This is a genomic window from Virgisporangium aliadipatigenens, assembly GCF_016863615.1.
GTDB lineage: Bacteria > Actinomycetota > Actinomycetes > Mycobacteriales > Micromonosporaceae > Virgisporangium > Virgisporangium aliadipatigenens.
The window spans coordinates 104,721-121,442 of sequence record NZ_BOPF01000015.1 but is presented as its reverse complement, the minus strand read 5'-3'; the positions used below and the strand labels follow the sequence as shown (position 1 = coordinate 121,442).

General features: G+C 72.9%; 18 protein-coding genes. 8 read left to right on the top strand and 10 right to left on the bottom strand.

The annotated features are described in order from the left end of the window. Nucleotides 1–62: 62 nt before the first annotated feature. Genes Val02_RS21855 through Val02_RS21845 form a run of 3 tightly spaced genes read left to right on the top strand, consistent with a single transcriptional unit; the run spans nt 63 to nt 3,784 of the window. Nucleotides 63–1,367: a YqgE/AlgH family protein gene (locus Val02_RS21855; protein ID WP_203901007.1), complete on the top strand. Its 1,305-nt coding sequence runs from the start codon at nt 63–65 to the stop codon at nt 1,365–1,367. Further along, a complete protein-coding gene (locus Val02_RS21850; protein ID WP_203901006.1) occupies nt 1,357–3,378 on the top strand; it encodes an SIR2 family protein in 2,022 nt (673 codons plus the stop codon). The genes Val02_RS21855 and Val02_RS21850 overlap by 11 nt, the downstream gene beginning before the upstream one ends. A gap of 46 nt (nt 3,379–3,424) precedes the next feature. Then, nucleotides 3,425–3,784 (top strand): hypothetical protein, encoded by a 360-nt coding sequence (locus Val02_RS21845; protein ID WP_203901005.1) that lies wholly within the window; start codon nt 3,425–3,427, stop codon nt 3,782–3,784. Here Val02_RS21845 and Val02_RS21840 read toward each other — a convergent pair. From Val02_RS21840 to Val02_RS21825, 4 genes are all read right to left on the bottom strand, one after another. Next, nucleotides 3,762–4,313 carry a class IV adenylate cyclase gene (locus Val02_RS21840; RefSeq protein ID WP_203901004.1) on the bottom strand — a complete coding sequence of 184 codons (552 nt, stop codon included), beginning with the start codon at nt 4,311–4,313 and terminating at the stop codon, nt 3,762–3,764. The two genes, Val02_RS21845 and Val02_RS21840, sit on opposite strands and share 23 nt — an antisense overlap. A gap of 15 nt (nt 4,314–4,328) precedes the next feature. Then, a complete protein-coding gene (locus Val02_RS21835) occupies nt 4,329–5,642 on the bottom strand; it encodes a radical SAM protein (protein WP_203901003.1) in 1,314 nt (437 codons plus the stop codon). A gap of 78 nt (nt 5,643–5,720) precedes the next feature. Beyond that, nucleotides 5,721–6,098: a hypothetical protein gene (locus Val02_RS21830; protein ID WP_203901002.1), complete on the bottom strand. Its 378-nt coding sequence runs from the start codon at nt 6,096–6,098 to the stop codon at nt 5,721–5,723. 20 nt (nt 6,099–6,118) lie between these two features. Next, nucleotides 6,119–6,409 carry a hypothetical protein gene (locus tag Val02_RS21825; protein ID WP_203901001.1) on the bottom strand — a complete coding sequence of 97 codons (291 nt, stop codon included), beginning with the start codon at nt 6,407–6,409 and terminating at the stop codon, nt 6,119–6,121. 106 nt (nt 6,410–6,515) lie between these two features. On the opposite strand from Val02_RS21825, the gene Val02_RS21820 reads away from it, so the two are divergent. After that, nucleotides 6,516–7,427, top strand: a complete 912-nt coding sequence (locus Val02_RS21820; protein ID WP_203901000.1) for a GGDEF domain-containing protein — start codon at nt 6,516–6,518, stop codon at nt 7,425–7,427. An 11-nt stretch (nt 7,428–7,438) separates the two neighbouring features. After that, on the top strand, nt 7,439–8,212 hold the full coding sequence (locus Val02_RS21815; protein ID WP_203900999.1) for a maleylpyruvate isomerase family mycothiol-dependent enzyme: 774 nt from the start codon (nt 7,439–7,441) through the stop codon (nt 8,210–8,212). A 13-nt stretch (nt 8,213–8,225) separates the two neighbouring features. Here the strand turns inward: Val02_RS21815 and fabI are convergent, their stop codons facing one another. The 5 genes from fabI to Val02_RS21790 all read right to left on the bottom strand — a co-directional run bounded on the left by fabI (nt 8,226) and on the right by Val02_RS21790 (nt 13,148). Further along, nucleotides 8,226–8,993 carry an enoyl-ACP reductase FabI gene (fabI, locus tag Val02_RS21810; RefSeq protein WP_203900998.1) on the bottom strand — a complete coding sequence of 256 codons (768 nt, stop codon included), beginning with the start codon at nt 8,991–8,993 and terminating at the stop codon, nt 8,226–8,228. 15 nt (nt 8,994–9,008) lie between these two features. Continuing rightward, nucleotides 9,009–9,713, bottom strand: coding sequence for a 3-oxoacyl-ACP reductase FabG (gene fabG, locus Val02_RS21805; protein WP_203900997.1), 705 nt, complete (start codon nt 9,711–9,713; stop codon nt 9,009–9,011). A 398-nt stretch (nt 9,714–10,111) separates the two neighbouring features. Then, nucleotides 10,112–11,062: a VWA domain-containing protein gene (locus Val02_RS21800; RefSeq protein ID WP_203900996.1), complete on the bottom strand. Its 951-nt coding sequence runs from the start codon at nt 11,060–11,062 to the stop codon at nt 10,112–10,114. After that, complete coding sequence (locus tag Val02_RS21795; RefSeq protein ID WP_203901135.1) at nt 11,059–11,958, bottom strand: DUF58 domain-containing protein; 900 nt, start codon at nt 11,956–11,958, stop codon at nt 11,059–11,061. Before Val02_RS21795 ends, Val02_RS21800 begins: the two co-directional genes overlap by 4 nt. An 83-nt stretch (nt 11,959–12,041) precedes the next feature. Next, complete coding sequence (locus Val02_RS21790) at nt 12,042–13,148, bottom strand: AAA family ATPase (RefSeq protein ID WP_203901134.1); 1,107 nt, start codon at nt 13,146–13,148, stop codon at nt 12,042–12,044. Nucleotides 13,149–13,484: 336 nt separating this feature from the next. Here Val02_RS21790 and Val02_RS21785 point away from each other — a divergent pair, with 336 nt between their 5' ends. The 3 genes from Val02_RS21785 to Val02_RS21775 are packed head-to-tail and all read left to right on the top strand — an operon-like array spanning nt 13,485 to nt 15,711. Further along, a complete protein-coding gene (locus Val02_RS21785; RefSeq protein ID WP_203900995.1) occupies nt 13,485–13,703 on the top strand; it encodes a hypothetical protein in 219 nt (72 codons plus the stop codon). Then, nucleotides 13,700–14,209, top strand: a complete 510-nt coding sequence (locus tag Val02_RS21780) for a PH domain-containing protein (protein WP_203900994.1) — start codon at nt 13,700–13,702, stop codon at nt 14,207–14,209. Before Val02_RS21785 ends, Val02_RS21780 begins: the two co-directional genes overlap by 4 nt. Beyond that, nucleotides 14,206–15,711 carry a PH domain-containing protein gene (locus tag Val02_RS21775; protein WP_239153231.1) on the top strand — a complete coding sequence of 502 codons (1,506 nt, stop codon included), beginning with the start codon at nt 14,206–14,208 and terminating at the stop codon, nt 15,709–15,711. Before Val02_RS21780 ends, Val02_RS21775 begins: the two co-directional genes overlap by 4 nt. Nucleotides 15,712–15,726: 15 nt before the next feature. Here Val02_RS21775 and Val02_RS21770 read toward each other — a convergent pair whose 3' ends face one another. Continuing rightward, nucleotides 15,727–16,707 carry a phosphatase PAP2 family protein gene (locus Val02_RS21770; RefSeq protein WP_239153230.1) on the bottom strand — a complete coding sequence of 327 codons (981 nt, stop codon included), beginning with the start codon at nt 16,705–16,707 and terminating at the stop codon, nt 15,727–15,729. Between the last annotated feature and the right edge of the window lie 15 nt (nt 16,708–16,722).

Below are 16,722 nucleotides of genomic sequence, written 5' to 3'. Positions count from 1 at the left end.
GCATTCGTGCGGTTCCCGACCCCCCATCGACGACCGCAGCCTATCCCGTCGGGGACCTGCTGATGCAGTTGTCCGATCCCCGGTCGTCCCGGGTGGTACTCGTCGGGGTGGGCCGCTACCGGTCCCTGCCACAGCTGCCGACCGCCGTCGCCAACCTCGACGCGCTGCGGGACGTCTTCACCGACCCGGCCCTGTGGGGGCTGCCGCCGGAGAACTGCGTCGTGCTCGCCGACCCGAGCGCACCGTCCATGGTGGACGCCGCCCTGCGCGGCCCCGGCCCGGCGACGGTTCGCCCGGACGGGCTGCTGCTGTTCTACTTCGCCGGCCACGGGCTCATCGACCCGCGCACCGGTTCGCTGCACCTGGCCGTCGGCGACACCGACCCGGACGGCGTGTACGCGACGTCGGCGCCGTACGAGTGGGTGCGGCGGGCGTTCCTCGACGCGCCGGCCGGGCGGCGGGTCGTCATCCTCGACTGCTGCTACGCCGGACGGGCCATCGACGGCATGGGCCCCGCCGCCGTCATCGACGAGACCGAGATCGACCTCACGTGCGTGCTCGTCGCCGCCTCCGCCACCCGTGCGGCGTTGGCGCCGGCCGACGAGCCGTACACGGCGTTCACCGGCACCCTGGTCGAACTCCTGCGCGGCGGCCTGCCCGACGGCCCGGAACTGCTCGACCTCGGCACGGTCTACCAGGAGACGCGCGCCACCCAGCTGCGCAAGGGCCGGCCGCTGCCGGAACTGCGCGCCCGCAACGGCGGCGAACTCATCCCGCTCGTGCGCAACGCCGCCCCGCTGTCGCGCCCCTCCCCGGTGCCGCTGTACCGGCGCACGCCCCGGGAGCCCCGGCCGGGTCTGGTGATCACCGGGACGGCCGCCCTGCCCGACGCCGACCTGTCGGGAACCACGCTCGCCGTCCTCGCGTACGACCCGGAGCAGGGCGCCCTCGGCATCCGGCTCGGCCGGCCGGTGGCGCGCCCCGCGGCGGACATCCTCGGCACGGCGCTCGCCCGCGCACTGCCCGGCGTCGAACTGTTCGACGGCGGGCCGGTCCGGGACGTGCTCGTGCTGCTGGTCGAACTGGCCGTCGACCCGTCCATCGTGCCCTGGTTTCGCCCGATCCTTGGCAATCTGGGTACTCTGCCACCCGACGTCCGGCCCGACATCGCGGCGCGGGTGGTCCGACGGGCCTGGGCGTTCCTCGGGTACGTCGGCTGGCGGCCCGGGCAGCTGGAGCACGAGATCGCCCAGGGCGGTTTCACGGTCGCCACGCGCACGCTCCGGCAATGGCTCGGCCTGCCGGCCGGGCCGCAGGCGACGACCGGGCCGAGCGGTCGCACGAGAAAGGACGCGGGTGGCAACTGAGCGGGCTCTGATCGGGCGCCTCGTCACCGCCAGCAGCCGCGACCGGCGCATCGGCCTCATCCTCGGCTCCGGCGTCACGTCCAGCGTCGTTCCCGACGTGTCGGCCATGTTGGACCTGGCCGACGAGTTCGTCTCGGAACGCGCCGACAACTCCGACCTCGCCGACGCCCTGCGCGAGGTGCGGCGCACCGCTCGCGACGCGGGCGAGGCGTACGCCGGCTACCGCGACGTCTTCACCGACTGGGTGTCTCCCCAGGAATTCGACCTCGTCGTCCAGCAGGCCGCGCTGCGGGCGTTCGAACCGGCGCTGGCCAAGCAGCCCGTCGGCGCACCCGGCCGCTGGGAACGCATCGGCCACCACCGCGGCACCGAACTGGAGCAGGAGACCGCGGCGTGGATCCTGCCGCCCGGCCTCACGCACCTCGGCGAACTGCTCGTCGCCGCCCCGGCGCGGTTCGGCGCGCGCGTCCTCACCACCAACTTCGACCCGCTGCTGGAGATCGCCGTGCGGCGCGCCGGTGGACGGGCCGCGACGGTGTCGATCGACGACCCGCCCGCGCTGGAACTCGGCGTGATCGACGTCGTGCACCTGCACGGCTACTGGCGCCCCCTGGACGACCTCCACGACACCGCCGGCCCCGCGCTCCGGGGCGACCTGACCGAGCGGCTGCGCGGCCTGCTGGCCGGCGACGTCGTGTGCGTCCTGGGATACGGCGGGCGGCCGGACGCCCTCACCGCGGCCCTGGACGAACTGGCGCGCACCGGCACCGACGTCCTCTGGGCCGCGCACGGGCCGGAGACGCTCGGGCCGCCGCCCGGGATCGGCCCGTTCACCACGTACTACGACGTCGACGCCGACCGGGTCCTGGAGGCCCTCCGCACCTCCCTCGCACCGGTGACCGTGCCCCGACAGCACGCGCCGGTCTCGCTGACCCGCGTGCCGCGCCAGCCCGTCGGCGACCCCGTCGAGTCGCACCAGGCCCGCCGCCCCGGCCTCGAACGCCTCATCCGTGCCCGCCGTTCTGCCGACGAACTGCTGCGCCAGCTCGACCTCGACTTCGGCTGGCGCCGAGAGGGGGCCGCCCCGGGCGTCGCCCCCGAACTCGTCTACTGGCCGGTGCAGCTGCGCCCCGCCAACCTCATCCACCTGGTGCAGGCGCTCGCCGCCGCCAGCCTCTCCGCCTGCGGGCTGCACGTGGTGCTCTGCATCGACGACCTCAACCCGCCGCCGATGGAGACCGGGGCCCTGCGCGACGGCCTCGTCGCCGACATCGTGCGCTGGTTCGACCTCGTCGAGGGGTCGACCGAGCCGGAGGTGGTGTCGCTGGAGGAGTTCCACGGACCGGCGGCCGTGGCGCGTCGCCTGCAGGACCCGCAGCGTCTGCTGCGCCCCACCCACCCGTGGGCCGTGGAACGCGAGTACTACAAGGTGCACACCCTGTTCGACGTGATCCGTGCGGTGAAGGCCGTCCCGGACGTGGAGAGCAGCGACGCGGAGACCGAGGCGGTGGCCATCACCACGGGCCTCACCAGCACCAAGGCCGAACGCCTCCTCACCCCGCTCGCCGTCTGGGCGCACCTGCAGGACATCCTGGTGAGCCGTTCCGCCGACACGGTCGTCACGCTCGGCGGCGACGACGAGGCACACATGTGGAAGCTGTGGCACGACGTCTTCCCCGGCCGGATCCGCCACCTGTACAACCCCCGCCTGGAGAACCTCCGCCACGACGCCTCGATGTTGCGCACCGGCGGGTTCATCGAGATCCGCGACCGGCTCAAGCGCGCGCTCACGCTGCCCACCTGGGCCGAGGACGGCCACTACGTGCACTGGCTCGTCCAGAACGCCGTCCTGCTCCCGGCCTACCTGTGCGACCGGCCGGCGACCGGCATCGGCGACGGCAAGCTCACCTGGGAACGGGCCCGCGCCGCGCTGGGAGATCCGCGTACGCGCAGCCGGGCGATCTCCTCCGTCGCGCGTCAGGTGTCGACCTTGTGCCTACATGACGCGTGACGTTCGCCCTGTGTGCTGATGTGGGGGCGGGACGTACCCTCTTTGTATGGCGATGCCCGTGACGGCCCCGACGGCCGCGACGATGTTCGACGAATGTCTCCACGCGCTCGGCGCCGACCTGGTCGCCTACCTGCTCGGAGCGGGCAAGAGCGCACCCGTGTCCCAGTGGCGCATGGCCGACGCGTGGCGCACCGGCGCCGGTCGGGACCGGTTGAGTGCGGCATGGGCCGTCCTGCACTACTTCAAGGACGCGCCGCATGCCCGTTCGTGGCTGCGCGAGATCAACAGCGGGCTGGGGCGGGTCTCGCCGGCCGCGTTGATCCGCGACGCGCGCAGCAGGGCCGACCTGGACCGCATCACCGACGCGGCCGAGGCGGCGTCGTTCACGGAAACACAAGCCCGGTAGGCGGCGCGCCGGCGGCCAGCGCGATCTCCTGGTAGTTGCGCGGCTCGGCGCCGTCGATCAGCCCCGCGAGCCGTCCCCGCAGGTCGGTGACCTCGGCCGGCTCGCCCTCCAGCTCCACGAAGAGGCCGAGCCTGGGTAACTCGTCCAGGCAGACCTCGGCGCCGCCGCCGTCCCTGCGGTAGCGGCGCCGCCGCTTCTCCAGCCGCCACACGCAGGTCAGCCCCTGCCGGGTCAGCGACGCCCGCGCCTCGGCCAGGTCCGGCACCGGAAACTCGATCTCCACCCGCCAGTGCGAGCCGTCCTCGTGCCGCTGGCGGGGCCCCTTGAACGCCACCATCACCCGCGTGTCCCGCACCCGCAGCCGGCACACGAGATCACCCGCGGCGAGCGGGCGCCCCGCGCCGTCGTAGTACTCGTCCACCTGCGGGTCGGGCTCCCCGGGCGCGAAGCCGAGCGCCGCCAGCGCGACGACCAGGCCGGACCGGTCCACCACCCGGTGCTTGCTCTCGTTTTCGACGACGCCGGTCAATCGCCACCCCCGCTGCTAACGCGCCCCCTGAGTCTCCGCTCCGAAGGGCGCCCGCACCAGACGGTGATTGAACGGCTGCAATGTGCCGTTGAGGTAGCGGCCGGCGTGTCCCGTGCCGCTGACCTCGCGCCGGAACGCCGCCAGGACCTGCGCCGTCGGGTCGCCGGGCGCCGCGATCGGCACCTTGCCGCGCCGGTCCTCCTCCACGTACAGCCGGCCGTCGCTGCCGATCAGCAGCGCCGCGTTGCGCGCCCCGGCGCCGCCGGTGACCCGGATGTTGAGCGGCGTGCCGTCGGCCACCGAACGCGCCACCAGCTCGGCCAGCACCTGCCGGACGTCGGGTCGGGGCCGCAGCACCGCGTTGCGGGCCGCCGCCGCCTTGCCGGCCGGGACGAGCGCGTGCAGCACCCAGTTGCGCACGCCGCGGGCGACCAGCGCGTCGCGGGTGCGCAGCAGCGCCTCCGGCGAGTCGTTGGCCGAGGTCACGACCGTCTGCACGGTGGTCGACAGGCCCGCCTCGGCGGCGACCCGCAGCGCGGTCACCGCCGCCGTCCCGCTCGGCGCCAGCTCGCCCCGATGCCTCCCCGCGAGCGGCCTGAGCAGGTCGTTGGCCGCCGGGTCCAGGCTGTCCAGAGACACCCTCAGGTGAACGCCGAAACGCAGCAACACCGGCACCAGATCCTCGATGCCGCCGACGCCCGAGGTGTCCAGCACGATCGACTTCGGCCCACCGAGCGCGTCGATCAACGCGCGGGTCTGCGCGGGACGGCTCAGCGGCTCCCCGCCCGTGATCACCGCGACCATCGCCGGGACGGCCGCGGCCATCTCGGCGACCGCCTCGACCCGGTCCCGACGGCCCCGGCCCGGCACCGGACCCATCAGGTCGTCGGCGTAGCAGTACCGGCAGCGCAGCGGGCAGCTGGCCGTGGCGAAGCAGTTGACCACCAGCGGCCGGTCGACCTCCGGCACACCGGTGAAGCTGCCCAGCAGGGAGATGCCGTGGTGCGGCTCCTCCGCGACGGCCGGGGCGCCCCGGGCGGCGGGCCGGATCACCCCGAAGCGCGCGAGCGTCTCCGCCGCCTCCCGACCGTCCGGCGCTTCCCACGGCGCCGGCGCGTCCGGACCGGCCGGGCGGCCGGCGCTGCCCGCCTCGGCGGCGCGCAGGACGGCCGCGCCCGCGTCCCCGACGGCGAAGAAGTGGTCGCGCTGCCCCACGTAGGCGAGGTAGCCGTACGGCTCGCGCCGTAACCGGACCGCGGGAGCGGGCTCGACCCGCGGACCCGCCCCGGCCACGTTGCCGGCCGGCGAGCCCACCAGTACCGATGTCACAGCGCTTTCTACCAGCCGGGGATGACAGTTTTGCGCGGACGCGCACAAGCTGTTACCCCTGCGGGTCCTGCCTCCGCGTCAGGACCCGAACGGTGGCTGCGGAGCGTTCTGCTGCGGGAACGGCGGGTACTGGCCGCCCCACTGCTGGCCCGGGTCGCCCGGCCCCGCGACGCCGCCCTGCGCCACCGGCCCGCGCCGCCCGAAGACCGGGTGCGGCGTGTTGGCCGCGATCAACACCGCGATCAGGATCAGCGCCAGCCCCACCATGCCGCCGAACACCGAGTTGAACGCCCCCTCCATGCCCGACATGCGCCCCTCGCAGACGCCGGACTGCGACGAGCACAGCACCCAGATGTCGCCCTTGTCGGTCGACCATCCGATGATCACGGAGAGCCCGAGGATCGCGATCCCCAGGCCCGCGATGATCCATTGAAAAACCCGCATGACGACAGCCATGCGTGGATGCTAGGTGCCGATCAGCGGCCCTGCATGGGAGGCCCGGGGACGTACTGCCCCGGGACCGGGCCCTGCGGGCCGGCCGGCGGGCGCGGCGCGGGCGGTCGCGCGGCCGCCGCACGGGTGGCACCGGCGGCCGTGGACGCGAACGACGCAGCCATCACCATCGTCCCGACGCCGAACAGCATGATCGTCTCGGCGCTGATCGGATCCTCGGGTTCCTTGATGAACGCCCACACCAGCCCGAAGCACAGCACCCCGAACGCGAGCAGCGTGAAGATCGACTGAAGGATTCTCGCAACGATGGCCACGGCGAGCATGGTAGAGGCGCCTCCGCCGGCCCGGGGGGTGTGCGGAAAGACTCAGTTCGCGGGCGTCCCGGACGACATGACCGACATGCGGGCCGGGAAATGGCGGATGCGGCGACCGGGAACCACCTCGGAACGCCCGGGCGGCGCGGCACGGATCGCGATCGACGCCCTCCCCGACGCCGTTCTCGTCCTGGAGCCCGGCGGCGAGGTGGCGTTCACCAACACCGCCGCCGAACGCCTCCTCGCCACACCCGACTGCGGACCGCCCGTGCGCGAGGCGCTGCACCGGCACTTCCTCACCGGCGCGTCCCCCGACGGCGAGACGATCCGCACCGACACGCGCACGCTGCGGGTGCGGTTCACCGAGACGGCCGAGGTCGCCGGCGGGCGCAAGATCGGTGTCGTGGCCGTCGTGCAGGACATCAGCGGGCTGCGCGCCATGGAGGACCAGCGCCGCGTGCTCCAGCACGAGATAGCCGAACTGACGCTCAAGCTCAACGCCCGCAACGACGAACTCGACCGGCTCAGCCGCACCGACGCCCTGACCGGCCTGCACAACCGCCGCAACCTCGACGAGCTGCTGCTGACCCTGGCCAGCATGACCCGGCGCACCGGTTCCAGCCTGGCCCTCGTCCTGATCGACATCGACTCGTTCAAGCTGGTGAACGACGCCTACGGGCATGAGGCCGGCGACGTGATCCTGCAGGTCGTGGCCGACCGGCTCAGCGAGAGCATGCGGCTGGAGGACGCCTGCGGCCGGTGGAGCGGGCAGGAGTTCCTGATCGTGGCGCCGTTCACCGACACCAATGGCGCGATGGCCCTCGGCGAACGGATCCGCCACCGGCTCGCCGTCGAACCCGTGCGCCTGCCCGACGGCGACCGGGTCCCGATCACCGCCAGCGTGGGCGTGGCCGCCGGCACCGACGCCGACCCGCAGAAGCTGCTGCGCCGCGCGAGCCAGGCCCTCCAGCGGGCGAAGACGCTCGGGCGCGACCAGGTCGTGCACTACACGGACTAACGTTCTCGGGCATGGCCCGCCTGACCTTCGACGACCACTGCGCCCAGATCGTCGCCCAGACCGAGCTGCTGCACGCCACGATCACCGGCGCCGACCTGACCGTTCGGGTGCCCTCCTGCCCGGAGTGGAACCTCGTCCAGCTGCTGCGCCATCTCGGCGGCGGCCAGCACTGGGCGGCGGAGGTGGTGCGCACCCGCGCGACGGCGCCGCCCGACGACCGCTACTTCCGGGACCTCTCCCCCGACCCGGGCGGCTTCTCGCCGGCGTGGCTGCTCGAGAACGCCGCGTCGCTCGCGGCCGCCCTGCGCGAGGCGGGTCCCGACGCGGGCATGTGGACCCCGGTCCCCGGCGGCACGGCGGCGTTCTTCGCGCGGCGGTTCGCGCACGAGACGCTGGTGCACCGCGCCGACGCCACCCTCGCGGTGGGCGCGCCGCTGTCGGTCGAGGAGTCCGTGGCGGTCGACGCGCTCGACGAGTGGCTGGAGCTGGGCTCGCTGCCGATCATGTTCGAGTTCCACCCGCGGCAGCGCGAACTGCTCGGCCCCGGGCGCACCATCCACCTGCACGCCACCGACGCGCCGGGCGCCGAGTGGCTGATCGACCTGACCGGCGACGTCATCACCTGGCGACGCGCGCACGAGAAGGCCGCCGTGGCCGTCCGCGCACCGCTGACCGACCTGGTCATGATCGTCTACCGGCGGGTCCCGGTCACCGCCCCCGGCGTGGCGGTGTTCGGCGACCGGGACCTGCTGGACTTCTGGCTGGACAGGGTCGCCTTCGGCTGAGGAGGGTGGCGGGTCAGGCGCCCAGGGCGTGGTAGCCGCCGTCGACGTGCACGATCTCGCCCGTCGTCGCCGGGAACCAGTCCGACAGCAGCGCCAGGCAGGCCTTCGCCGTCGGCGTCTGATCCGTCAGGTCCCAGCCGAGCGGCGCGCGTTCCTGGAACGGGTTCTCGAACTTCTCGAAGCCCGGGATCGACTTCGCCGCCATGGTGCGCAACGGCCCCGCGGCGACGAGGTTCGCGCGGATGCCCTTCTCGCCCAGGTACTGCGCGAGGTACCGGTTCGTCGACTCCAGGCCGGCCTTCGCCACGCCCATCCAGTCGTAGACCGGCCACGCCTTGGTGGCGTCGAAGGTCAGTCCCACGATCCCGGACCCCCGCCCCAGCAGCGGCAGGCAGGCGATGGCCAGCGACTTGTAGGAGAACGTCGACACGTGCACCGCGGTCGCCACGTCCTCCCACGGCGTGTCGAGGAACCCGCCGCCGAGGGCCGTCGCCGGCGCGAAGCCGATCGAGTGCACCACGCCGTCCAGCCCGTCGACGTGTTCGCGCACCTTGTCGGCGAGCCCGTCGAGGTGCTCCTGGTTGGTGACGTCCAACTCGATCACCGGCGGCGTACTCGGCAGCCGCTTGGCGATGCGTTCGACCAGTGACAGCCGCCCGAAGCCGGTCAGCACCACCGTGGCGCCCGCCTCCTGGGCCAGCTTCGCCACGTGGAACCCGATCGACTGGTCGGTGATCACACCCGTGACCAGCAGCCGCTTGCCCTCAAGAAAACCCGTCATGATCTGTTGTTCTCCTCAGTGCCCCATGCCAAGACCGCCGTCGACCGGGATCACCGCGCCGGTGATGTAGGCCGACGCGTCGCTCGCGAGCCACGTCACCGCGGACGCCACCTCCGCCGGGTCGGCGATCCGCCCGAGCGGCACCGACTTGGTGATCTCCTCCTTGCGCGCGTCGGAGAGCACCGCCGTCATGTCGGTGTTGATGAAGCCGGGGGCGACGACGTTCGCCGTGATGTTACGGCTGCCCAGCTCCCGTGCGATGGAACGCGCCAGACCCACGAGGCCGGCCTTGCTGGCGGCGTAGTTCGCCTGACCGGCCCCGCCGGAGAGGCCCACCACCGAGGAGATGAAGACCATGCGGCCCCACTTGGCGCGCAGCATCTTGCTGGAGGCGCGCTTGGCCAGCCGGTAGGCGCCGGTCAGGTTGGTGTCGATCACCCGCCCGAACTGGTCCTCGCTCATGCGCAGCAGCAGGGTGTCGTCGGTGATGCCGGCGTTGGCGACGAGCACCTCGACGGCGCCGAGTTCCTTCTCGATCGTGCCGAACGCGGCGTCGACCGCGGCCGGGTCGGTGATGTCGCACTCGACCCCGAACAGGTCGTCCGGTGCGCCCTTGCCACGATGGGTGACCGCCACCCGGTCGCCCTGCGCGGCGAACGCCTGGGCGATGGCGAGGCCGATGCCCCGGTTACCGCCGGTGACCAGCACGGTGCGCGCCAACGCGACCTCCCTTGTTGTGGGGTTCTACCGGACGAGAGCGTATTGGATCGACCGACCGTCGCCGCGCTGGGACCCACGTGGCCGATGTGACTCTCCGGAACAGAAGGGCTAGAATCGCTGCGTTTGCCCGTCACGAACGCAGGAGGTGATCGCTGTGCGAGATAGCGATCCTCCTAGTCGTGGTCGGGCCTCGGTCAGCCACGGCTGACAGATGATCACCGCCGTGCGTTCTGCACGGCCGCCCGGCCACGACTTCTCACGCGTATGTCACCGATCTGTCGGACACGCCTTGAGGAGTTGCGCCGTGACCAAGATTCTCGCGCCTCTGGGTTTCACCCTCGCCGCCATGTGGGTGGCTTACCTGTTCTTCCTGGTAAGCCCCCACTAGGCGGTGCGCCTTACGGCAGCCGGGACGTCCAGAGCAGGCTCATCCCGGCCGCCGCCAACGCGAACAGCAGCGCGGCACCCACGTACCACTGGGTGACCTCGCGGGGCTTCGTCCGGTAGCCGATCGAGCTACCCATGTCCTTGTAGACCTTCTTCAGCTCCTCGGCCGAGGCCGCCTCGTAGAAGAGCCCCTTGGTCTGCTCGGCCAGCCGCTGCAACGACTGGCGGTCGACCGGCACCCGCTGGGTCTGGCCGTTGATCCGCACGACCCCCTCGTCGGTGCCGAACGCGATCGTCGACACGGGCACGTTGGCGGCCGAGGACGACGCCGCGGCCTCCTCGATCGAACGCCCGAACGTGCGGTACCCGTCCGACAGCAGCACGATCCGCGCCGGCGGCAGTTCGTTGGCGCCGTCGGTCGGCACCGTGCGGATCGCGTCGAGGCAGGCGAAGACCGCCTCGCCGGTGGCCGTCGCCTCGGCCAGCGTCAGCCCGTCCAACTCGGCCAGCACCCCGCCGCGTTCCTTGGTCGGCGACACCTTCACGTTGGCCGACTTGGCGAACGTCACCAGCCCCAGGTTGTACCCGGCGGGCAGCTGGCTGACGAAGTCCTTCGCCGCCTGCTTGGCCGCCTCGATCCGGCTCGGCTGGACGTCGCCCGCCTGCATCGACAGCGACACGTCGATGGCCAGCATGATGGTGGCGCGTTCGAGCGGCTCCTTGGCGTCGATGGACGGCCGGGCCATGCCCATCGCCAGGACGGCGAGACTCGCCAGGAACGCCCCCGCCGCCAGGTGCTTGCGCGGGCCGATGCCGCTCGGCGCCAGGTGGCGCAGCAGTTCGACGTTGGTGAAGCGCATCGCGAACTGCCGCTTGCGCAGCTGCCGCCAGACGTAGGCACCGGCGATCGCCAGCACCGGGAGGATGGCCAGCAGCCACCACGGTTCGAGGAAACGGATCATCGGACGGTCCCCCTGGTGCGCGCGTGCCGCTGGGCGGCGACGAAGCGCACGATGTCGATCAACCAGTCGGAATCGGTCCGCAGGCGCAGGTGTGCCGCACCCGCGCCGCGCAGGGCCGACGCTATCTCTGCACGCTGCGCCGCGGCGGCGTGCGCGTACTTGGCGCGCAGCACCGGATCCGCCGTCTGCACCTCGTGCGTCCGGCCCGTCTCCGGGTCGGTGAAGACCATGACGCCGACGTCCGGCAGTTCCAACTCACGAGGATCGACGACCTCGACGGCCAGGAGGTCGTGACGGACGCCGAGCTTGCGAAGCGGCCGGGACCACTCGTCGACCGGCGCCATGAAGTCGGAGATCACCACGGCCTGGCCGCGCCGCCGCGGCGGCCGGTTGAGCGCGTCGATCAGGTCGCCGAGATTGCCGCGCCCGGGCTGCGGCGCGGTGTGCGCGATCGTGCGCAGCAGGCCCTGGGCGTCCTTGCGGCCCGGACGGGCGGGCAGCCGGGTCACGGCCGTCGCGGTGCCGACGACGGCGCCGATGCGGTTGCCGCCGCGCACGGTCAGGTGCGACACCGCCGCGGCGGCGGCCAGCGCCAGGTCCCGCTTGAGGCAGCGGGCGGTGCCGAAGTCCAGGCTCGCCGACAGGTCCACGGCGAGCCACGTCTCCAGCTCCCGGTCGGCGGTCGTCTGCCGCACGTGCGGCATCGTGGTGCGGGCGGTGACCGGCCAGTCCATCCGGCGCACGTCGTCGCCGGGCCGGTACTCCCGCGACTCGCCGGCCTCCGAGCCGGGTCCCGGCAGCAGGCCGAGGTAGTCGCCCTGGAGCAGGCCGTCGAGCTTGCGGGTGATGAGCAACTGCAGTCGTCCGAGGACCAGCTCGGCGCGCTGGTTGTCCATCGGGATCCCGATGGTGTCGCCGCCCGCCGGATATCCGCCGGGCCGACGCAGCTTCCCCAGCACCGACAACCCCTTTCCGGCCATCACATCCGGCCGGGCCAGCCGGGACCGCCGGCCGCGGCCGTAGCCGGTTGCTGACCATTCGTGGGAACGGCACCCTGCCGCGGCGCCACCGTCGGAGCCGGAATGGTCGACAGCACCCGGTCGACGATGTGCTCGGCCGGGATGTCGTCGGCGAGCGCGTCGTAGGAGAGCACCAGCCGGTGGCGCAGGATGTCCGGCGCGATGTGCTGGATGTCCTGCGGGAGCGCGTAGTCGCGACCGCGCATCAGCGCCAGGGCCCGGGTGGCCCGCACGATGCCGAGCGACGCGCGCGGGCTCGCCCCGTACTGGATCAGCTGCGCCACGTCCGGCATCCCGTGCTCCGCGGGCGAACGGGTCGCCAGCACCAACCGCACCGCGTAGTCCACGAGCGCGTTGTGCACGAACACGTCGTCGGCCTTGCTCTGCAACGACATCAGCTCGTCCGTGGTGAGCACGGCCTGCGGCTCGGGCGTCTTGACGCCCACCCGGTAGACGATCTCGCGCTCCTCGGCGTCGGTCGGGTAGCCCACGATGATCTTCATGAGGAACCGGTCCCGCTGCGCCTCGGGCAGCGGGTACACGCCCTCCTGCTCGATCGGGTTCTGCGTCGCCATCACCAGGAACGGCTTCGGCAGCGTGTGCGTGTCGCCGCCGATCGAGACCTGCCGCTCGGCCATCACTTCCAGCAGCGCCGACTGCACCTTGGCCGGCGCGCGGTTGATCTCGTCGGCGAGCAGGAAGTTGACGAACACCGGCCCCAGCTCGACGTCGAACTTCTCGCTGCCCTGCCGGTAGATGCGGGTGCCCACGATGTCGGCCGGCACCAGGTCCGGCGTGAACTGGATGCGCGCGAACGTGCCGCCGACCACCTTCGCGACGGTCTCCACGGCCAGCGTCTTCGCCACGCCGGGCACACCCTCGAGCAGACAGTGCCCCCGCGCCAACAGCGCCACGAACATCCGCTCGATCATCCGGTCCTGCCCGACGATGACCTTCTTGACCTCGAACAGCGCCTTCTCCAGCACCGAGGCGTCCTGCGCCGGCGTGGTCGTGGCGGGCTCCTTGGTCAGCGCCGGCCCGGCCGGTGACGACGGCTCCGGGGACAGCCCGTCCGGCCCGGTCGACCACGTGGGCGTCGCTGATCCGGTCTGCTCCGGATGGGCGGGCGTGTTCGGCTGGGCCACCGGTCCTCCACGTGGGAACGAGTACGAAAGTCCCCACAAGCCTCGCATGCCGACCCGGCTGACGACGACCAGCCTGTCAGAACACCCAGGCCCGGCCGGACGCTCACCGACTTGCGCCCGAATGGACACGGACACGGGGTGGACAACGGGTGGAGTGCGGGGGGTACGATTTGAGGCGTCGCCGGGCGGCTTCCCCCGTGGCCGCCCGGCGACTTTACTGCTTCTAAAGTAGGCACTGCCTGGGGAACACTGCTCTTCGTGTCCGACGAAGAAATCCTCATCTGTTCATCCCGCGGCTGCCGCTCGCCGGCCGTCCACTCGCTGCGGTGGAACAATCCCAAGCTCCACACCGCCGAGCGGCGCAAGACGTGGCTCGCCTGCGACGAGCACCTGCACACCCTGAGCGACTTCCTGTCGGTGCGCGGGTTCCTCCGCGAGGTGGAGCCCATCGGCGAGCGCCGTAGGCTTGACCGGTGACGGACGTCGCATCGCCCAACGCCGATCCCCTCGCTCCCTGGCCCGACGACGTCGTATGGCGGCCGGTGAGCGGGAAGCTGATCCTCGTCGAACAGGTGCGCCTGGCCGCGCTCGCCGGCACCGCCGTGGTGGCCGGCGCGGTGCTGTGGACGTTCTTCGACGGCCTGTGGGGCTGGGCGGCGGCGGCCGTGGCCGTGCTCTGGGCGGCCCGGGCGGCCGTCGTCGTGCGCTCGGTGCGCAGCTGGGGCTATGCCGAACGCCCCGACGACCTGCTCGTGCGCCACGGGCTGCTGGTGCGCCGGCTGTCGATCGTCCCCTACGCGCGGATGCAGTTCGTCGACGTCAGCGCCGGCCCCCTGGAACGTTCGCTCGGGCTCGCGACCGTCGAGCTGCACACCGCGGCGGCGGCCAGCGACGCCCGCATCCCCGGGTTGCCCGGGCCCGAGGCGGCGCGGCTGCGGGACCGGTTGTCCGCGCTCGGCGAGACGCACGCGGAGGGCCTGTGAACCCGGGCGGGGACCCGGGCCGATCGGGCTCACCGGCGCCGTCGGCGATCTCCACGCCGCCCGACGCGGCCCACCCGGCCGGGCCCGCGCACCGGCCACCGGCCGACGGAGCATCGCCGCCGCACGACGGCCCGGGGCCGGACTTCCGACCGCCGGCCGGCGGGGTGGGCGGCCCGGTGGCCGACGGGGCGGGCGAGGGTGCGCGGAAGGCGGCCGCGGTCGAGGGGCGGCGGCGTTTGCATCCGCTGACGCCCCTGCTCAAGGGCGCCAAGTTCCTGTTCGCGGCCGTCGCCGCCATCTCCTGGCAGGGCTACGCCCAGCTCGGCACGCTGGTCTTCCTCGCACTGGTGGGCGTCCTGCTGGTGCTCGGGGTGGGGCTGTCGGCGGTGAGCTGGCTGGTCACCGGGTTCCATGTGGTGGGTCGGGAGTTGCGGGTCTACGAGGGCCTCGTCTGGCGGCGCACCCGCGCGATCCCGCTGGAACGCGTCCAGGCCGTCGATGTCGTTCGGCCGCTGCTGGCGCGGATGACCGGGGTGGCCGAGCTGCGCCTGGAGGTGATCGGCGCCGCGAAGACCGAGGCGCCGCTGGCCTACCTGGGCGTCGAGGAGGCGCACGCCCTGCGCGCCCGCCTGCTCGCCGGCGCCGGGCACGCCCCGGCGCACGATCCCGCGGCCCCGGCCGCCGGGCCGGAACGCCCGTTCCACGTGGTGCCCAACCAGCGCGTTCTCGTGGCCAACCTGCTCAGCTCGCCCGTGCTGCTGCTGCCGGTTGCGCTCGCCGTGACGCTGCTGCCGGTGCTGTTCGACCCGCCGGCGTGGACCGCGATCGGCGTGGCCTCCATGGCGACCGCCCTGCTCGGCGTCGTGCTCCCGCCGGTGCGGCGGGTCCTCAACGACTGGGACTTCCGGATCTTCGTGGATCCGTCGGGGGTTCGGCTCACGCACGGGCTGCTGGACACCCGCAGCCGGACCGTGCCGGCGCACCGCGCGCTCGCCGTGGCGGTCGTGCGGCCGCTGCTGTGGCGGCCGCTCAAGTGGTGGCGCGCGAAACTGGATGTCGCCGGGGTCGGCGCCGAGGCCGGCGAGCAGGGCGTGCGCGGCGGGGTCCTGGTGCCGGTGGCGGACCGGGCCACTGTGCGGACCGTCGCGGGCCGGGTCATCGACGGGCTGGACATCGACGCGCTGCCGCTTCGGCCGGTGCCGGCCGTGGCGCGATGGGTGTCGCCGCTGGCGTACCGGCGGCGGGCGTTCGGGTGGACGGAGAGCGTGGTCGTCGCGCGCGACGGCTGGCTCACCGAACGCCTCATCGTCGCCCGCCTCGCCCGCGTGCAGAGCGTGCGGGTCGTGCAGGGTCCGATCCAGCGCCGGCTCGGGCTGGCCGACGTGCACGTGGACACGGCCGGTTCGATCCACGTGACGGCGCGGGACCGCGCGGTCGCCGAGGCCTACGCCAGCGCCGCGACGCTCGCCGAGCTCGCCCGCGCCGCCCGCACCGCCACCTGACCGCGCGCGGTGTGGTCAGGGGGAGGCGGGGACGGCGTCGGTTTCGGGGGCGGGTGGGGCCGGCTCGGGGGTGCGGGGGTGGCGGGCCTGCCACCAGCGTTCGGCGAGGCCGACAGCCACGAAGACGAGGCCGATGTACAGCCAGCCGACCAGCACGTCGATGACGTAGTGCTCGCCGCAGTAGACCAGCGTGGCCGTCATCGCCAGCGGGTACAGGCAGAGCACCGGCCACCACCGCTTGCGCACCCGGTCGAAGAAGAACGCCACCGCCAGCAGCGCGAACGCCGTGTGCAGCGACGGCATCGCCGCGACCGGGTTGGACGCGAGCTGGCCGGCGTTGAGCACGTTGCCCGCCCCGTGCAGCCCGATCGCCCGCCAGCCCCGGGTGGAGATGCGCGCGACGTCCGGCAGCAGCCCGAACTTCGCGGCCCACCAGGGCGGCGCCGCCGGGTACAGGAAGTACGTGACGAGCCCGGCCCCGCACAGCGCGAACCACCGCCGCACGAACTTCGCCCAGCGTTCCCGGTCGCGCAGCCAGAGCGTGACGGCGATCCCGAGCGCGACGACGAAGTGCGAGAAGTACACCCAGCTCGCGACGACGTCCCACCAGAACAGCCGGTCCGGGTCGTAGAAGCGCTCCTGCAGCCACAGCGTCGGCACGTGCCCGCCGAACATCCACTTGTCGACCCAGATCAGTTCGTAGGCGTGCGGCGTGGCCCCGTTGTCGGCGAACCCGCGGGAGAAGTTGTAGACGAGCAGGAGCAGCGCCACCGGCGCCCAGTCGCGGGCGAAGCCGAGGTGCACCTTCCACGGCTGGCCGACCCGCCAGGCCATGGTCAGCAGCCACAGCCACCCGAACGCGAGGATCGGGTCCGTGGCCGGCAGGCCGAGCAGCACCCACCACGCGACGAACCCGACCGCCCACAGGGCGAGCGCACGGATGCGCCGGGTGCGCAGGGACGGGCCGTTCGGGGGCGCGGAAGTGGCGGTGCTCATCGGCGTAGAGGGTAT

Excerpts from the sequence above, each read along its gene's own strand:
- Val02_RS21855 (WP_203901007.1), top strand. The coding sequence starts at position 63 with ATGCAGTTGTCCGATCCCCGGTCGTCCCGGGTGGTACTCGTCGGGGTG.
- Val02_RS21845 (WP_203901005.1), top strand. The coding sequence starts at position 3,425 with ATGGCGATGCCCGTGACGGCCCCGACGGCCGCGACGATGTTCGACGAA.
- Val02_RS21830 (WP_203901002.1), bottom strand. The coding sequence starts at position 6,098 with ATGGCTGTCGTCATGCGGGTTTTTCAATGGATCATCGCGGGCCTGGGG.
- Val02_RS21820 (WP_203901000.1), top strand. The coding sequence starts at position 6,516 with ATGCGGCGACCGGGAACCACCTCGGAACGCCCGGGCGGCGCGGCACGG.
- Val02_RS21815 (WP_203900999.1), top strand. The coding sequence starts at position 7,439 with ATGGCCCGCCTGACCTTCGACGACCACTGCGCCCAGATCGTCGCCCAG.
- fabI (WP_203900998.1), bottom strand. The coding sequence starts at position 8,993 with ATGACGGGTTTTCTTGAGGGCAAGCGGCTGCTGGTCACGGGTGTGATC.
- Val02_RS21800 (WP_203900996.1), bottom strand. The coding sequence starts at position 11,062 with ATGATCCGTTTCCTCGAACCGTGGTGGCTGCTGGCCATCCTCCCGGTG.
- Val02_RS21795 (WP_203901135.1), bottom strand. The coding sequence starts at position 11,958 with ATGGACAACCAGCGCGCCGAGCTGGTCCTCGGACGACTGCAGTTGCTC.
- Val02_RS21770 (WP_239153230.1), bottom strand. The coding sequence starts at position 16,707 with ATGAGCACCGCCACTTCCGCGCCCCCGAACGGCCCGTCCCTGCGCACC.